At 55.4% G+C, this 17356-nt stretch carries 11 protein-coding genes; 5 read left to right on the top strand and 6 right to left on the bottom strand.

Going from position 1 to position 17356, the window contains the following annotated elements; all coding sequences use genetic code 11:
• Positions 1–98: 98 nt before the first annotated feature.
• Positions 99–1889, top strand: coding sequence for a hypothetical protein (locus CEE69_RS29205; RefSeq protein ID WP_099264069.1), 1791 nt, complete (start codon positions 99–101; stop codon positions 1887–1889).
• A gap of 271 nt (positions 1890–2160) precedes the next feature.
• Here the strand turns inward: CEE69_RS29205 and CEE69_RS29200 are convergent, their stop codons facing one another.
• From CEE69_RS29200 to CEE69_RS29165, 6 genes are all read right to left on the bottom strand, one after another.
• Positions 2161–2901, bottom strand: coding sequence for an ABC transporter ATP-binding protein (locus CEE69_RS29200; RefSeq protein WP_099264068.1), 741 nt, complete (start codon positions 2899–2901; stop codon positions 2161–2163).
• A 6-nt stretch (positions 2902–2907) separates the two neighbouring features.
• Positions 2908–3066 (bottom strand): hypothetical protein, encoded by a 159-nt coding sequence (locus CEE69_RS32640; protein WP_158231098.1) that lies wholly within the window; start codon positions 3064–3066, stop codon positions 2908–2910.
• A complete protein-coding gene (locus CEE69_RS29195) occupies positions 3059–4384 on the bottom strand; it encodes an ABC transporter permease (protein WP_099264067.1) in 1326 nt (441 codons plus the stop codon). The genes CEE69_RS32640 and CEE69_RS29195 overlap by 8 nt, the downstream gene beginning before the upstream one ends.
• A gap of 2027 nt (positions 4385–6411) precedes the next feature.
• Positions 6412–7779 carry an efflux RND transporter periplasmic adaptor subunit gene (locus CEE69_RS29175; RefSeq protein WP_099264064.1) on the bottom strand — a complete coding sequence of 456 codons (1368 nt, stop codon included), beginning with the start codon at positions 7777–7779 and terminating at the stop codon, positions 6412–6414.
• Complete coding sequence (locus tag CEE69_RS29170) at positions 7776–9194, bottom strand: efflux RND transporter periplasmic adaptor subunit (RefSeq protein ID WP_233215763.1); 1419 nt, start codon at positions 9192–9194, stop codon at positions 7776–7778. Before CEE69_RS29170 ends, CEE69_RS29175 begins: the two co-directional genes overlap by 4 nt.
• A gap of 148 nt (positions 9195–9342) precedes the next feature.
• Positions 9343–12381: a TolC family protein gene (locus CEE69_RS29165; RefSeq protein WP_158231096.1), complete on the bottom strand. Its 3039-nt coding sequence runs from the start codon at positions 12379–12381 to the stop codon at positions 9343–9345.
• A gap of 526 nt (positions 12382–12907) precedes the next feature.
• Here CEE69_RS29165 and CEE69_RS29160 point away from each other — a divergent pair.
• From CEE69_RS29160 to CEE69_RS29145, 4 genes are all read left to right on the top strand, one after another.
• Positions 12908–13444: an RNA polymerase sigma factor gene (locus CEE69_RS29160; protein ID WP_099264061.1), complete on the top strand. Its 537-nt coding sequence runs from the start codon at positions 12908–12910 to the stop codon at positions 13442–13444.
• Between the two features lie 34 nt (positions 13445–13478).
• Complete coding sequence (locus CEE69_RS29155) at positions 13479–14840, top strand: FecR domain-containing protein (RefSeq protein ID WP_099264060.1); 1362 nt, start codon at positions 13479–13481, stop codon at positions 14838–14840.
• A gap of 580 nt (positions 14841–15420) precedes the next feature.
• Positions 15421–16011, top strand: a complete 591-nt coding sequence (locus tag CEE69_RS32635) for a TolB family protein (protein WP_158231095.1) — start codon at positions 15421–15423, stop codon at positions 16009–16011.
• 535 nt (positions 16012–16546) lie between these two features.
• Positions 16547–17176 (top strand): hypothetical protein, encoded by a 630-nt coding sequence (locus tag CEE69_RS29145; protein ID WP_099264058.1) that lies wholly within the window; start codon positions 16547–16549, stop codon positions 17174–17176.
• Positions 17177–17356: the final 180 nt, after the last annotated feature.

Genomic DNA, 17356 nt, shown 5'->3' with positions numbered 1-17356 from the left:
AGGTATCCGACGCTTGAAAGGCGAAACGTTGGCAGGCCGTTTCTCGTTGGAGTCGTCTCGCGAAAAAGTTCGAGTGCTGAATCAGGGGGCGATTTTCGATGAGTGTTGAGCTGGTCATCCAGTGTCCCAAGTGCCAAACGCGATTGAAATATCGGGGCGAAGCTGGCAGTCGTGTGGTTTTGAACTGCCCGAAGTGCCAGCAGAAAATACAGACCACCATTCCCGCTCAGAAGCCAGCCAGCTCACGGCAGAAGACAGCGGTGTCTCCTCCCGCCACTTCGGCGCGGGGCACTTCGCCTGCACGTCGAATGCCGGTTCAGCAGGCCAGCGATCCACTGCAATCCGCTCAGCCCTACCGCCCACCTCGAGCCGCGACCAAATCCAGTTCCTCCTCGCTTCCAATCGCCGCTATTCTCGGTGTGGGAACCGCGGTCGCGGTCTTGGCTTTGCTGGGGGCGGGCGCGTTTCTGTTTTTGTCGGGCCGCGAGGAAGTCGGCCCGGTGGCGATGGACGTAACGAGTGGCACCGGCGATTCAGTCGGTTCATCGACCAGCGACACTTCTCTCTCAGGCAACGCCAATGCTCCCGCAATCGTTGTGTCTTCGATCAAGCCGATGACGCCCGAGCAGATCGTCGATGAATGGTTCCAAATACGGGAAGCCAGCGAGGAAGGCCAGCGTGTTGAGGTGCTTGAAAAGGGAACCCCGGCATACGAAGAACGGGTGAAACGAATGATCGAAGGCGAGAAACGCAGTCGCGAACTGATGCGAGTCGCGTTGGCGTCTCCCACGGGCGATCCAGCACTTCAGGAATCCATTGGTGAACGCAATCGTGCCTTCTTCGACAAGTACATGTTCGGGTCGGGGAACCAGCAGACGGTCGCGAGCGAACACGCACTCTCGAAGGACCCCAGGATCGGCAAGCGGTTTTGGAAGGACGCGATGCAAAAGTATGTTGGGTCGGCGCTGTTCCCGCTGTCAAAACCCAGTCAGTTCAAGGCTTCCAAAATCTATCTCGAATTCATCGAGACGCTGGATGACGTCGCCAAACGGGTCAACCAATACGAAGCCGAAGGGCAACCTGATGTTGTTCACCAGGAGTTGGCGAAGCTGAACGATCAACTCATCGAAATCGCGATCAAAGGCTTTGAAGCGGATGGCTATTTCACTGTCCCAAAGGATCATGCCGATGCTGAGCAGGCTTTCTTGCCTTTCATCAATGGCACGCTGGACGAGCTGGTGAAATCGGGGCCTGATCGTGAGGAAGCGAAGACGCTTCAGAAAGAATTTGAGTTCGCTCATCGTCAATTCGAAGATTCAACGACTCGCAACGTGGCGTCGCTTCGGAGGCAGTGGGCCGAACTGAAGAACCCGCAACTCAAAGCAGATCGCGAGCAGGCGGAGAAGCTGGCGGCGGCCGCCAAGCGAGCGGAGTCGGAAGCCAAGCAACGCGAGTCGGATGAGAACCGCCAACAGTTTCGTGATGCAATGCGAGGCGGCCCACGCGGTTCGGCTGGCGGAGGACGTTCCGGCGGCATGCCATCAGGATTGCGAGATCGATTTGGGAACCGCGGCTCAGGAAGTGGTCCGCGGGGCGGACCAAGAGGCGGGCCGGGCGGTGGTGGAGAGATGTCGTCGGGCGGTTCGAGGTCGTTTTCCGACGGGTTCATGCTGCGGATTGAAGGAGACCGCGATACGAAGGCCAAGGCGGATGCCATGATCGAACGATTGGGCTCGCAGCTCTACAGCTACAGCCGCTCGGGATCAACGACCGTCGTGCTTCTCAAATGGACGGGCGCTCCGGAGGAGATCGCCAGCGAAATCGACTTCGGCAAAGTCACGCGAACCGCTGAAAAGCTGATCCTTGTGGACGCCACGGAGGTACCCTAGTGGTCTGTTACAGCTAAAAGTGAGGGTTGATCGTAGTGGACGAGGCGACGAGTCCTTGGATTTGACGCCAGTTCGGGACTCGTCGCCTCGTCCACTACCTCAAGAATAAGTCGTGACAGACCACTACCCTTTGGATGCGGATCAAAGGGGACGGAGGTAGATTGTCCAAAACCATGCACCGGAGCGGGAGACCGCTGCCCTGGTGTCGATTTCTGAGTTCAGCAGCGACACGATGCTTCGGCATGATTTGGTCGGGTGACCGCCACGCAAGTCATGATTCATTGAACTCGTCGGACTCGATCAGGCCGTCACGCAATCGTATCACTCGTTTCGCTCGTTCAGCGACTTCGTCTTCGTGCGTGATCATGACGATCGTCTTGCCGCTTTCATTCAGCTTCTGAAAAAGGTCAAGAACTTCGTCCGTGGTTTTGGAATCTAGGTTTCCAGTCGCTTCGTCAGCCAGCACAAAGTAAGGGTCGTTCACGAGACTTCTAGCGATCGCCACTCGTTGTTGCTGACCTCCGGATAATTCTGTCGGTTTGTGATACAACCGGTCACCCAGACCAACCTGCTGAGCAAGTTCGCGGCATTTTTCGTTCGCGTCCTTGCCGATCAAACCCTGGTACTGCAGCGGCACCTTGATGTTTTCCATCACATTGAGTTGCAGCAGCAGATTGTACGATTGAAAGACGAACCCAATTCGACGACCACGGATTCGCGACAACTGATAGTCACTAATTGTCGAAACATCATCGCCGGCCAGGAGGTACTTGCCGCTCGTCGGTCGATCGAGGCAACCAAGCACATTGAGCAGCGTGCTTTTCCCCGATCCCGATGGTCCCATGATCGCGATGTATTCACCTTGCAGCACATCAAACGAAACACCTCGCAAGGCGTGAACAGTTTCTCCTTTGAGAAAATACGTTCGATAGATGTCCTCGACTCGAAACGCATAGTCGCTTGCCGGACGAGTTTTGGCTTGGTCAGTGTTTGGATCAGCGATGCTTGTCATGAGCCTTCAAATCATCGCGTAAAAGGTAAAATGTCGAGTGCCGATGTCAGTCCGAAGCTTTGGAGAAACCAGGCCGTCAACATCGACACCCGACCATAGATACCCGACCGTGCCGGTGATCGTGGACAATCGATTTTTCAAATACAGCGAAATTTCATCATTCATGGCGCAGCGCCTCAATCGGATCTAGGTAGGCCGCTTTCCTAGCCGGATAGACGCCAAACAGGACGCCAACTCCCAGCGAAATGCCGAGCGACAGAACGACGGACCACATCGCGATCCGAGGTTCAAGCGAGTCAACGATTGGCGGCAATGACTCGGGAGAAATCGTTGAGATGACACGTTTGATCAGCCGAAACATCGGGCCAACCGACAACCCGAACAAGACTCCTGCGATTCCTCCACTGGCCGTTAGCACAACGGTCTCGATCAAGAATTGACCGATGATGTCGCTTCGAGTTGCACCGAGTGCCCGGCGAACACCAATTTCGCGAGTTCGTTCGGTGACGGTGGCCAGCATGATGTTCATGATGCCAATCCCACCGACCAACAGCGAGATACCTGCGATCACGACCAACAGCACATTAAACATCGTGCGGGTGCGCTCGGCTTGCCGTAGCAATTCTCGCGGGACGACGACGGCGTAGTCTTGTTTCTCGTGGTATTTCCGGAGCAGTGTTTCGATAATTTGTGCGGTCTCATCAACTTCCTCGATATGGTTCACTTCGACCGTGATCTGACTCAGTTCGACATTCTCTCCGGTGAAGTTGAACCCTTGACCGCCACCGACGCGTTTCATCACCAGATCACCAACGCGCTGGCGAAGTGTTTGAAGGGGAATGTAAGCGTCCAAGTTGTAATCACGCGAGTCGAGACTTCCGCCAATCGCTGCCGACGCGGTGCGGTCGTTCGTTTGCCCGATGACCGTATAAAACTCGCTACCGACCCAGATGGCGCGGCCAATTGGGTTCTCGAATGGAAACAATCGCTTGGCGGTCTCGTCGGCCAACACAATGACCTTTTTGCCTCGATCGCGAGGGGACAGCCAACGACCGCGGGCAATTTGCAAACGGTTCAGTTCCAAGTATTCCTCCGCACATCCGACCAGCTTCGCGTCGGCGGTTCGGTCATCAAGCCGGAGTTCAAATTTCAGTTCGCGCATCGGAATCGCGCGTCGAATATTTGGAATGTTTTCGACGATCCGCCGATAATCCGCTCGCAACAAGCCATAGGTTTTGACTCGGCTGTTCGCGTCTTCATCACCGCTGGCGTTTGGCTGGACGGTGCGAACGATAACGTTTTTGGCACCCAATTCAAGAATTTGTTGCTGCGCGCGATAGCTGACCCCTTCACCCATGGCAACGAGCCAGATGACGGTGGAGGTGCCGATGAAGATTCCCAACGCGGCCAATCCTGCTCGAAGTTTTTGGACGAGCAGACTCTTGATGCCAAGGTCAACGGTTTGAAAGAACTGCGCGATCAAGAGGTTCGGTTCCTATTCGGATCGCGGGGGAGAGGTTTTCCGTCGAAGCGGCTTCGACCGTGAAAACGCCAAGACAGAGCGATAGGCGGGACGCCCCTCACCCCCGGCCCCCGAAAAAGACAATGCAGTTTTCTGATGTCGCCTTTCGGCTGATTTCTACATAGCGTACCTCTCCCGAAACGAAGTTTGGGGAGAGGTCGAGCGACGCCGTTCAGGCGTACGCGAGGGTGAGGGCCGGGCATGGTAAGTGCCGCGCACTGCCCTCCCCGGAATTCTCGCTGAACGCTCGCATTCCGACCCTCCCCAACTGCGTTCAGGAGGGTGATTTCAACCTCGCGAGCACTGCACTGAAAAACTGCACGACGTCGAAGCGGGGAGATGGGAGCCAGTGTAATATTGGTGATATTGTCATCGCTTTCACTTGTGACCGGAGCTTCGTATGCATATGGATTCAATAGCACTTCGTCACCTTCTTGTAATCCTTGCGTGACGATGGTGAACACATCGTTGCTGTCGCCCGTTTTGATTTCACGACGTACTGGGCCGTCGGGTGCCTGGATCCAACAGTAGGTCCGATCGTTTTGCTCAGCGATCGCAGCAACGGGAATCAGCAAGACGCTCTCGTACCGAGCAACCTCGATTTGAGCCTCGGCACTCGTTCCTGGCCGGAGTCCGTCGACAGACGGCAGGGAAACAATCGTGTCGTAACGCACTTGATTGCCGGTCCACCAGCCCGCAGGTTTCGTGATCGACGCGACTTCGGTGACAAGCCCTTGCAGCGTCCGGGTTGGAAGTTCGACTGAGGCCGATTGTCCCGACTTGACTCGCTTGACCGCTGATTCATGAACGCCCATTTTGACCTGCATTTGATTCAAGTCCGGCATCAGCAACAGCACTTGATTCTTGTGAACGTTCGTGCCTTCTGAAATCGGTGCGGTTTCCCACTTGGCTGCATTGGGGTGGATCACCAAGCCGCTGCGTGGTGCTTTGATGGCACAGTACTGCAACTCTTCGACCGCCCGGTCTCGGCGAGATTTATCCGCCAGTGCTCGTTCAACGTTGGCTTTGTGAGTTGCTTCGATGGACGCCAATTCTCCCTTGAGGGTTTGCAGTTGTTCTTTGTACGTAAATTCTTGAAGCACTTCCAATTGGGTTTGCTTCAATTGCACATTCAGTGCAGCCTGTTTGACCGCAAACTGTTTCTCTTCGACCTCCAGTTCGCTCAGGTAGCCGCTGTCCGCCATCACGCCGATATGGCGCACTCTCTCGCGAGCATTCTGCAGAGTTGCTTTTGCGATGGCGACGTCCTTCTCAAGGGTCAGCAATTCAGACTGAAATCGTCCCTGGTCGTATTCTTCGACTGCGATACGAGCTCGTGCCACTTGAGCAGCAGAAGCGTCCGCGCCGGATTGCGACCAATTCGCATACTTGGTCCGCTCGTCGACTTGCTCTTGGATAAACAAGGCGTCTAGGCGAACAAGTACGTCACCCTCGTCCACGAAAGTTCCGCTATCGACAATCCACAGCACCGCGTTGTATCCGCGAACCTTTGATTTGATCTCCAGGTTCTCTGCACTTTCAAGCGTCCCCTGCTCCGTGACCGTCACCAACAAGTCACCGCGCGAGACGACATGTGTCATGGCATTGCTTGTTTCCTCGTTGCGAAAGCTTCCTGCTAGAGCGACGGCAGCTAGACACAACCCACCCAGCAGCGCAGTGGCGGCAGTGATCTTAACCAGCATCGGCAGCCTTGAGGAATTCGATTCCGCGATCATGGCTCCCCTCTCCCCGCTCCGAGGTCGTGCAGTTTTATTTCACCCTCCCTTTGGGAGGGTCGGCCCGCTTCGGGCCGGGGAGGGTTACGCGCTGGATCCAATGCTGAGCCCTCCCCTCGCTTCGCTCGACCCTCCCAGAGGGAGGGTGATGACAAACGCCCGGCAATACAGCATCTAAAAACTGCACGACCTCGAAGCGGGGCGAGGGGAGCCAGTGTGGAAGCGAAACGGAGCGAGTAGGTCATCATATTGCTACAAGATCGAGTCCTCATCCCCGAATATCCTGGCCGCTTCGACTTGGGCTTCGGGGACATTGGCGAGCGGATCGAGAATGACTTGTTCGCCCATGATCACGCCGTCACGAACCCATAAAAACATATTGCTGCTGTCGCCAACGTCGAGCGTGCGACGCTGTATGCCGGCGTCTTGTTGCACCCAGCAGGCGAATCCATCGGACGTTTCAATGCACGCCGCGACCGGAACAAGGACAACGTCTTCGTGCTTGGCCAATACGATTTCGACTTCGGCGCTCATTCCCGGCCGCATCCCGATTTGGGACGGCAACGAGACGATCGCATCATATTTGACGACGTTCCCTGTCCACCAAGAGGCTGGTTTCGCCACCGATGCGACAAAGGTAACCTCAGCCGGAATCGATTCCCGATTCAAAGTAACGTTGGCCGTCATGCCTACGTCGATGCGTTTGACGACCGATTCGTGGACACCAACTTTGACTTGCATCTGATTCAAGTCAGGCATCAGCAGCAGCGTTTGATCCTTGCGCACCGTCGCTCCCTCTTCGATCTCCGGAGTGTCCTTCCACTCTTCTCCAGTTGGATAAATGACCAGTCCCGCACGCTCGGCACGAATGGTACAGAACGCTAGTTCCTCTTGTGCACGCTCCAATCGTTTCTTATCCGCTAGGGCTGTTTCCACGTTCGCTTTGTGAGTCGCTTCGGCAGCACTCAGCTCGCCTTTGAGCCGGATCAGCTCTTCCTTCTTTGTAAAGTTCTCGAGAACGTCGATTTGCGTCCGGGTCAATTTGGCGGTCAACTCGGCCTGGGAAAGAGCAAACTCCTTTTCCTCCAGCTCTAAGTCGCTGGCGTACTCGCTGCGAGACAACATTTCCGAATGTTGCAGTCGATTCTTTGCGTTTAGTAATCTGGATTCCGCGACGGCAAGGTTCTTTTGCAAAGCCGCCAGTTCTGAAACGAATCGCCCCTCGGAATATTCGAGCACTGCAATCTTGGCCCGCTCGACGTCCGCGCCCGATCGGGCAACCTGCGACTGAGCCAGGTGAAAGAGCTTTGTTCGATTGCTGATCTCTTCTTCGATGGCGAGGGTATCGAGTTGCACGAGAATATCACCGGCGTTCGCTTCGGTTCCGCTCTCGACCACCAAGGTGACTGTGTTGTTGCCACGAACACGGCATTTGATCTCGGTGTTGTTGGAACTTTCCAGAGTCCCCAGTTCTGTCACCGCAACCGTCAAATCGCCTCGCGTTACCGTGTGTAGAAAACTCGGGTCGACCGTCGTCACCTGCTGGGACGACGGCAACCATGCGACGGCCGAAAACCCCAACGACGCAACGAGCACGAACAGCAAGCCAGCGATCTTCATGAACCGGCCTCCAGTCCCTCGGTCGCCTCAGTGTCTTGACTCGCATCGCTACTCGCCTTCGCCTTCTGAGCAGTTTCCGATTGCTGTTGAGAGAGAGTTGTTCGAGCGTCTTCTTCGGCCTCACTGATCAACGCCGTCGGATTCAACACAACCTCGTCACCTTCCGTCAGTCCCGCGAGGACCTCAATGAAGACATCGTTGCTGTCGCCCAATTCGATCAAACGCTTCTGTGGACCAGCTTCAGACTTTACCCAGCAGAAAGTTCCGTCCTCCGTCTCGACAACAGCCGCGACCGGAATCGTCAGCACGTCTTCGTGAACCGCCAGAATGATATCGACCTCCGCACTCATACCGGGCTTGAGGCCCTCGTCGGCGGGCAATTCGATGATCGTGTCATACTTGACCACATTGCCGGTCCACCATCCGGCGGGCCGCGTGACGGTGGCGACTTCCGAGACGGTTGCCTCCAGAGTTCGGTCGGGCAACGTCACGATCGCTTTCAGTCCAGGGCGAACACGTTCGATGACAGATTCATGGACTCCCAGTTTAACTTGCATCTGAGTCAGGTCCGGCATCAGCAACAGGACTTGATCCTTCCGCACCGATGCCCCTTCGGTAATGTCCGGTGTGGATTTCCACGAAGCGGCGGACGGATAAATGACCAGCCCACTTTTCTCGGCTCGAATCACGCAATCTTCAAGCTCCTGTGCGGCACGGTCGCGTCGTTTGATCTCCATCGCAAGTCCGGCCTGGTCAGCGGCGAGCTTCGATTCGCTTGCGGTCTTGTTGCCACTGAGCGTTTCAAGTTGCATCTTGCGAGTGAACTCTTTCAGGACCTTGATCTCGGTCTCTTTGACCTTCAACTCTAACTCAGCTTGTGTCACCGTGAACGCTTCGCCTTCGACTTGCAACTGCGTCACGTAGCCTTGTCGGAAAAGCGACTCGGAACGCTGGTACATTTTGCGAGCCGTTTGAAGATTTCGCTTGTGCGCCGCAAGATCTTTTTCCAAGGCTTGTAGTTGCGAACGAAACCTTCCTTTCTCGTAGGCTTCGATGGAGATCTCCGCCTTCTCAACGTTGGCTTGCGATTGGGCCAAGGTGGCTTCGGCGATGAATGTATTGGTCTTGGTCAGACTGTGTTGCTCTTCGATGACCTTGGTATCCAGACGCACCAACTCCTGGCCTTCTTCGACGACGGTGCCCGCCGGTACGACGTAGGTGACGAGAGAGAAGCCACGAACCTTGCACTTGATTTCGGTATTGTTGGAGCTTTCGAGCGTACCTTGCTCGGTCACCGATACGGTCAATTTCCCACGGGAAATTGAGTGGGACAGCAGCGGCATGCTGTCCGCGGTCTCGCCCGATGATAGCCCGACCGCAGCCGCCCCCCCAGCAATCGCAAGCACACCAACCATGACGAAGATCCGCACGAAAATTCGCTCGGCAGATTTCGGGGTTGCTGTGGCAAGAACGTCTGTTGTTGACAAGGTGAGGTCTCAAGAAAGGCGGGGGATTCAAGCCTAGTAGACAAACCCACGCGCCAATTCGATCGTGGACAATAATCTACCGATTTTTTTCGAAACCCGTTATTTTTTCAGCCATTCTCACCAGCGGATGATGCGTCTTTTTCACCGCCGGAGCATCCTCGGTTCCTCGCTGTGAAATTGTCACCGGTCCGCTCCTGGCAGGTCCCCCCTCCTGCTGATCCAAATCCTGTTGCCCGACCACGTCAATCTCAAACACTTCGATCGGGACCGGGGGCGGCAATGGTTCAACGTCTTCCGTGGCAGTGTTGGAAGCATCACCCGAATTGAACTCGACGGAGTTCTCGATCCACTTCCCTGTAGGATCCAGCTGCATGACGCCCAGTTCACGGTAGAGACGAATCCGCGCGGCGTAGTAGTTCAGCCACGCCGCCAAGAAGCTGTTCTGAGAGTTTTGCAACGCGCTTTGTGCTGCCAGCAAGTTGATTGCCGTCGTGGGATTGATTTGAGGTCGCGCGCCCGGCTGTCCCTGGGGTGGAGGAGTCAACAGCGACAGTTCGGTTTGATCGACTCGCCGAAGCGCGATGGTGACCGCGCGACGTTGAATCTCCAGTTGCAACTTTCGCTGCTGGAGCGTTCGCAGCAGCGCACGCAAACCGAGCTGAAGCTGATCTTGAGATTGAATCAAATTACGGCGGTTGCGTTGATAGTCAATCAGAGCCTCGCGGTATCCGTTGCGTTCGAGCAGTCGAGCCAACGGTGCGTCAAACTCGACCCCAAGTCGCAGCCTACTCGTGGACGCTCGAAAATCGACCGGGTTGTTCGTGGCGGTTCGCACGTCGCCACTGCCTGTGATACTCAAGTCCGATTGCAAAGCGTCGGCAGCTACCTGGATCGCTCGCCAGCGATCCACCAATGCTGCGCGACCATTCATAAAATCAAGTCGATTCTCCAACGCGATTTGGAAAGCAGCTTCAGGTTCCAAATCCACGTCATCAACCGTAACGACCTCCAAGCGTGCTTGCGCCGGCACCAGGGCAAGTCGCTCAATCAGCTGCAGATACGATTGAATCCATCCGGTCAGCCCGCCAATGGTTGCCACACGTTGCTCGATCGAGTAGCCATCTCGCAAGCGGTACAACTCGGAAATCGTATTCGCCAAACCCGAATCGCCGAACTCCAGATCACTCAATCGCTCATTCAATCTGACTCGATCGAGCCGAAACCTTGCCTTCTCTTCGTCACGCATGAATCGCTCACGCTCAGGGGCAGTCTCCTCCATTCGCTCCAAGTCACGGCGTGCGACCGCGAATAATTCGCGAGCTGGCTCGATCAGTCGCTCCGCATCGGCCAGCACGCCTTCAGGCTCCAGTGCCAAATTTCCTGCTGCAGACTGAATCAGCACGACCCCGCGGCTGAGCGACAGGATATCGGTAAACAAGTCGGAATTGGCATCAACCAAGTCCCCCAGGTTCTCCTCATTCATCGAGCCGAGGATTTCTTCCAGTCGCATGGACGCCTCAGCAAACTGTTGCACCAACTCCTCGCGTCCTTCTTCTTTCTCAAGAATCGACAAGGCTTCCTGGAGTGACTTTCGCTCGGATGCACCAAACTCCTCGATCCTGTCGTCTAATTGGTCTTCCACGCCGGCGAAATCACTCGGCAAATCAAAAAGCTGTCGTCCGGTGGCATCGACAATGCCTTTGAGTTGGCCAAGGGCAAGATCGACGTCAACGAAGTCTTGCTCGGCGAGGCGAGGCAGCTGCTCAGCGAGAATTTCAAGGCGGGCGGTCAGACTAAACAGTTCACCGATGTTGCCGATTCGTTGCTGCAACTCTAGCAGTTCGTCCGCCAGCAGCACCGTCTCCGATGGAATCAGCTGGAATTGCTCCATCAAGTCCTCGTCCAGTTCGATCGGCAAGTCCGACGGCAAACCAAGAACCTGTGTGGTGTAGTTGTCGATCGCCAGTTGAAGGCCATTGGTTTGATCAAGCAGATTGGCGCGAGTGACTTCGATGTTCTGTCGAAACTGATCCACTTGAACAATGTCGATCAATTCGTTTTCGTAGAGTGCTTCCAAGCGATCGAGGGTGCGTAGTTGCAGACGTAGGTTGTCCTCGGTGTAGCGAATCTGCTGTGCTTGTTGAAGCAGGCCAAGGTATCCGTTGACTCCGCCGAATCCCGAGAACGACTGCAGATTGGTCGTCGGACCAAAACGTTGCGGACCGGTGACTCCAAGTTCACCAATCACAATTTGCGTGAAAAATCCCTGACGAAACTGACTGTAAGCTCGGAGGTTTGCCAGCAGTCTGCGTTCGCTGAGTGTCAATTGCTCCAGTGCGACATCGCGACCAGCACCTCGCAACAAGGGCTGGATAAACGAGAAGTTGGCAAGTGAACTGGCAAGGTTGACATCGCTGCCGGTGAATTCAAATGCAAAGGAATTCGCAAAACCGACCAGCACTTCGCCAGCAGTCGCAAACCGGCGGCTCGCTGAAAGGTCGTCGGTAACCGCTAAACGATTGATCTCAGGCACATCGAATGGTCCCGCCACAACGTAGCGATTAAGCAATGGATTGAAGCCGATCGTTGCCGGTTCCAGATTGCCTTGGTGACGATACGCCACTCCGGTGCCACCAAAGAACTGGGTGTCCAATCGAAACCGCTCTCCCGTCACATCCAACGATGTCAGGTAGAGTGTTTCCAACGCATTCTGATTCTGCGGTGAATTGACATAAGCCAACCGCACAGCAGAATCGACGTCCAGCTTGACTTCGTTCTGCTCGGTCAGTTCCGCGTACTCAGCCAACTGAACCCGCCATTGAGGGTTTTCAAGTTGAGCTCGCACGCCATTGCGTCCCCAGTGCTTCCAACCCTTCTTACCATCCACGCAGTGCATGTACCGATGCGAAGCTGGATCATCCCAAGGCATCGGTGAACAATCCGGATTGTACGGATCGAAATACCGACTTCGCGGATCCATATCGATGCTGACATCCGGCTCTGACCAGCGAGGGTCATGGTTCCGTTCGGCAATCGTGCAATAGGCCTCACGATCCGCGTTGAGCCGATGCTGCGTTTGCGAGCAACCCGCGAACGACTGCACCAGGACAGCCATCAAGGCCAATCGTCGAAGTCGCTTTCGATTTTCAGTCCGCACGAAGAAACCTCGCATGTTGCAACCGGCGTCTGCACGGCTGGCTATTTGTGTAGGGAAGCAACGCACGATGAATCAGAAACGCATTTCGCAGTGGACGAAGTTGCGAGTCCCGTGTGACCGGACTCGTAGCCTCATCCACTACGCTAAAAAATGAACGCTCGTTGCTAAGTCAATCTGGTTTCTCCTCGGGTTGTTATCGTTGCTCCGGTCATTCCGCCATGAGCGATTGTGACGCTGGCCGCGCCAGAGCGAATATCCCGCAAAGTTGAACAGTCAAATTTGCCGGTCCGGGTGCGTTACCGCCAGAAAACCCTCAAAATCTGCAAATCGGATGTCCACGATGGTGCCGTGATTCCAGGTATGAAAGTGCAGACTTTCGAAAAGTGCGATTGGTAGCGAAACTCGTCAAGACTTTCGGCCGCTCCCGCAAATTGCCGAAAGTCTTGACGACTTCCGCTACGTCTCTCGCTAGACCAAGGCAACCATGACCGGCTCCGACGAACATCGCGAACATGTGCTACGAGCAGCCTTCGAGCTCCGCGAAGAGTTGTTGGCGTATGCCCGGTCCTTGTTGGGCAACTATTCCGCCGCCGAAGATGCCGTCCAGGAAGCATTTCTCATCGTGGTCAAGAAGCACGAAAGCTTCCAAGATGGGACTTCACTGCTGGCATGGTGTCGGGCGATCGTTCGAATCGAGGTCTTGAAGGCAAAAGATCGCTATCACCGCGATCGCAGCCTGATCGAACGCGTGCTGGATGATTCCGTTGATGCTGCGTTTGAAGAATTTCAACAGTCGCGTTCGCAAGCCGAATCCGACCAACGAAGAGATGCCTTGGTGAATTGCGTTGAGATGCTTCCTGAGCGGGCGCAAAAAGTCCTGAAATCGCGTATGGCAGACGAACTGGGTTACCCGCAGATCGGTGAGCGATTGAGTATGTCGATCGAAGCCGTCCGAAAATCGTTGTTCCGAGCTAAAAAGCAAGTTCGCGAGTGTGTTGAATCCAAACTGAGGCCAGCCTGATGGGTAATACAGCCAAACGGGGCGATGCAGTGCAATGAGCGATTCTGGCAAACCCAATGATGACGTGTGGAATGATCTGGTTGAGCGCCACTTGCGTGGTGAGCTGAACCAGCGTGAACAGGAACAACTAGCGGGATGGCTCGATAGCGATGCCTCGCTTCGCGAAGATTTTGTGCGACAGGCCACCTGGGATACCGAGTTGGCCGAAGTGGTTCGCGCCGGTGGTGATCGTCCATCCGAAATGGAATCTTTGCTCGCCAGCAATGACGATAAGCAACCGTGGCGAACGCCCAAGCTGATGCGCGCGATGCTCGCCATCGCGGCGACAACGATTCTTTTACTGTCCTACGCACTGCTGACGAGGGATTCTGACGTCAACGCCATTGATCCAACTAGTGGCTCCGTCGCCCATATCACCGGCCTGAGCGGTTCGCTGATTTGGACCGGAGATCGGGGCGAGTTGGTGCGTGATATCAGTGTCGGCACCGATTTGGCTGGGGGCACGATTGAAGGACTCTCGCCGGATTGTTGGTTCGAATTACAGTTCAACGACGGCTCCGAGGTCGCGATCTCCGGCGCGTCCATGTTGACGTTCAGCGACGATGGGCAGAAGCGATTGCGTCTGCGTGAAGGCCGTATGTCTGCCGATGTGGCTCCGCAACCGGATGGAAATCCGATGGTCATTCAAACTCGTACCGCGACGCTAACCGTGTTGGGAACGAGCTTCGACGTCGAGGCCGAGCTGCCGACCACCGCAGTCATCGTCCGAGAAGGAACGGTGCGTGTTACGCGCACCAGCGATGGCAAGGAAATCGATGTGTCAGCGAATCATCGCGTCGTCGCTGCGGCGGACCAAGACTTCGAACGCAGGCAAATCGCAAGCGTGGTTCGCAACTGGGAAAGTCGCATTGACCAAGGTCCCGATGAGACCTTTGGTAAATGGATCGCTGCCACCGAAACTTCCCCGGCATCACTGAAGGCCGTGGCTTTTGTCCCCGAGCAAAATCCCAATGTGGTCCTCTACTTGTTGGGGTTGGGAGTACGCAGCGAGGAAGGCGCCCCTGTTGAAGTCAACGAGGACTCACACTTTGAAATCCATGGAAAGATCGACGTCGAAACTCAGATCTACTTTGGAATTCAAGTCGCTTACGCCAACGGTGATTTCGCGGGCAAATTTCGGGCAACGTGCAGTGTTCATCGCGACGCTTCAGGAAATTTCGTCGCCCGAGCCGATCTATCCGACTTCGAGCTCGACCCGTCCGTTGCGGCATACAAGGACAAACTCGCACCGTCCCCCGAGGGATTGTTCGTCAACGGAGTTTGGAGCTTTACCCATTCCGAGACGCCATCGGGAATGCGAATCAGCGAAATCAAACTCGCCAATCGCCGCAAGTGATCACCTTTGGTAGCTCGTACGAAAGTCGTCAAGACTTTCGGCCAGTTAGAATCACGATCGAATCTCTTGACGAGATTCGCGACCCGCAGTTCAGCAGTCGTTGACCGGAGGAGTTTGGACGATGGATGCAAAGAGATGTGTGTTCTTTCTTATGAGTGGCTTGGCGCTGTTCGCATTGGCTTGCAGCGCGAGCGCAGAATATCCCCAGACGACACCAGCTTCAATCGAGGCGAATTCAGAAGCGCGCCTGCGCGAAGTCGTCGTCAGCCATACCGATGACAACGGTATCCTCCAGCTCTACCGCATGAACGAGGACGGATCAAACAGCCGCCAGCTGACGCATTCCCAGCTCGGCTGCCGCATGCCCGCTTGTTCTCCCGACGGTAAGAGGCTGGCTTATGTTCAACAGGTCGGCCACGGTCTGTCGCTTTGGGTTTCTGATCTCGATGGCAAGAATGCCCGTGCACTTATCAATCGCGGAAACAATCTGCTGCCGTCTTGGGTGCCTGACTCGAAACACGTGGTTTGGATGAAGCCAAAGCCGGGAAAGGATCCTTCGCATGATAGCCAGATTCACCTCATGAACACGGAAACCGGTGAATCGCGCAGACTGTTCACCGATCCCGAGCAAATCAAATTCAGCAACTCGATGCCATCGGTTTCGCCCCGCGGCGATAAGATCGCTTTCGTCTCCAACCGAAGCGGCCCGATGCGTATCTGGATGAGCGATCTCGATGGAGGCAACGCTCGAGCGATTTCCACCGTTACCCGCGATCTCGAAGAGACGCTCCAACTACCGGTCGAACAAAAGGTTCCCGCTTGGTCGCCGGATGGCCAATGGATTGCTCATTGGGAAGGCGTGGAGATGACCCACCTGAGCCAATTCACCGGGAAGCAGGATCACGAAAGAGACAGGCAGATCACTCAAACCTGGCATGTTTGGATTGTCGGCAACGATGGAAAGAACAAGCGAAAAGTTGGGCGTGGAGATGATCCCACTTGGTCACCCGATGGATTTGTCACTCGGGCTTTTCCGGATCCAGAAAGGGGCGGTCCCAAGGTCGTGATCGAAACTAATTCTGGCAACAAGGAGTTGCCGATTGTGCCTCATAAGAAGAACTGGGGTCGATTCACTTGGGTACCGCAGAACGCACGACATCAGGCGGACTGAACAGAAACCTCTGACCGTCGTGGCGGCTTGAGGATCGAACAGGCATTGGATAAACGGTGAGGGGGCAGACAGCGGGCCGCACCGGTGCCAGACCAGCGAGTCGAAGCAGGGCGAGCACAAACCGTTTCCCAGCTTGGGCCAGCCCGCTTTCGTTTTTTGCCCGGAGCCCCCTTCGCTCTCAGCCAGGGTACATGGTTACCTGCTGAGCTTCCAATTTTTAAACGGGTGCCACGCTCACCACTTTGGACCAGAGATTCGGCAGCGGCGCATTGCGAATCAGTTGGATCTGCTCAACCCTCCAACCACTGGTCGCGACAAAGAACCTGCCGAGATTCCCCTTGGTGGTACGAATTCCCAACTGCTTGACCCACTGTGGGGGGCACCTCATACTCGGAATTAACGCCAACCGGCGACAACGTCCGTGGAACCGGCGATAACATCCAAGGCATACCCCGCGATAACACCTTTCTCGCGACCTTATCTCCGGCCCAACCGTGGGTAATTACATCGTTCGTCGACAGATAATATCCATCGAATGACCAACTCAATCTTGAACGTCTTGGTATTGGCACCGATGCTGCTCTTCGTTGGTTGCCAATCGCGCGACAACGTTAAGGTCGCCGAGCGTCCAGCGCTGTCGGACGACGACCTCCCTGCTGCCAATGACGGCTTTGATCCAACGATTGAGGAAGCGAAAGCAGTCGAGATTGCGTCGGCATCGCCTCAGAAAGAAGAGACGGTAAAGCAACCAAAGCCACTTGAACATCGCGACATCGATTTGTATCGGCACCTAATTTCCGAATTGGATGAACCGTCGCCCGACCGCGTCTACTTCCTGACGCTCACGCCAATGGATGATTGGGGGGAACATGGGAATTGGATGCCGTTTCCCAAGGAAACGACCGAGGGAATACCCATCGCAGGGAAATATCGGCTTGATACGGGGAATGCGCATCTCGTCGACGGCACGGTCCTGCAAAAAGGCAAGCAATCTGAGACATGGATGGAATGGATCACTATCAAGCGATGGATTAGCGATACTGAAGCTGATGTCGAAACCGGTGTTTGGTGCTGCCCGCTCGGCGGTGGTGCTTCAACGGCGACGTACAAGAAGCTGAATGGGAAGTGGAACATTGTTGACCTTGGTGCTTCTTGGGTCTCGTAGATTCGGCGAACCATCGGTTGCAAAGGAGCGGCGGTGGTGCGTTTTTCCGTCTGCTTGCGAGTCGTCCGCCGCCGCCCGCTGAACCGTACCGACTATGAAGTCCTAGGTTTGACAAGTGGTTTTTGTCATGTGGTTTCGATTTCTTTGTTTACATCGTGCCGGTACTTGATTGGTTTGGCG

The sequence above is a fragment of the Rhodopirellula bahusiensis genome, assembly GCF_002727185.1.
Lineage (GTDB): Bacteria > Planctomycetota > Planctomycetia > Pirellulales > Pirellulaceae > Rhodopirellula > Rhodopirellula bahusiensis.
Note: the sequence above shows the minus strand (reverse complement) of the source record. Positions and strands in the feature narration are given on the sequence as shown.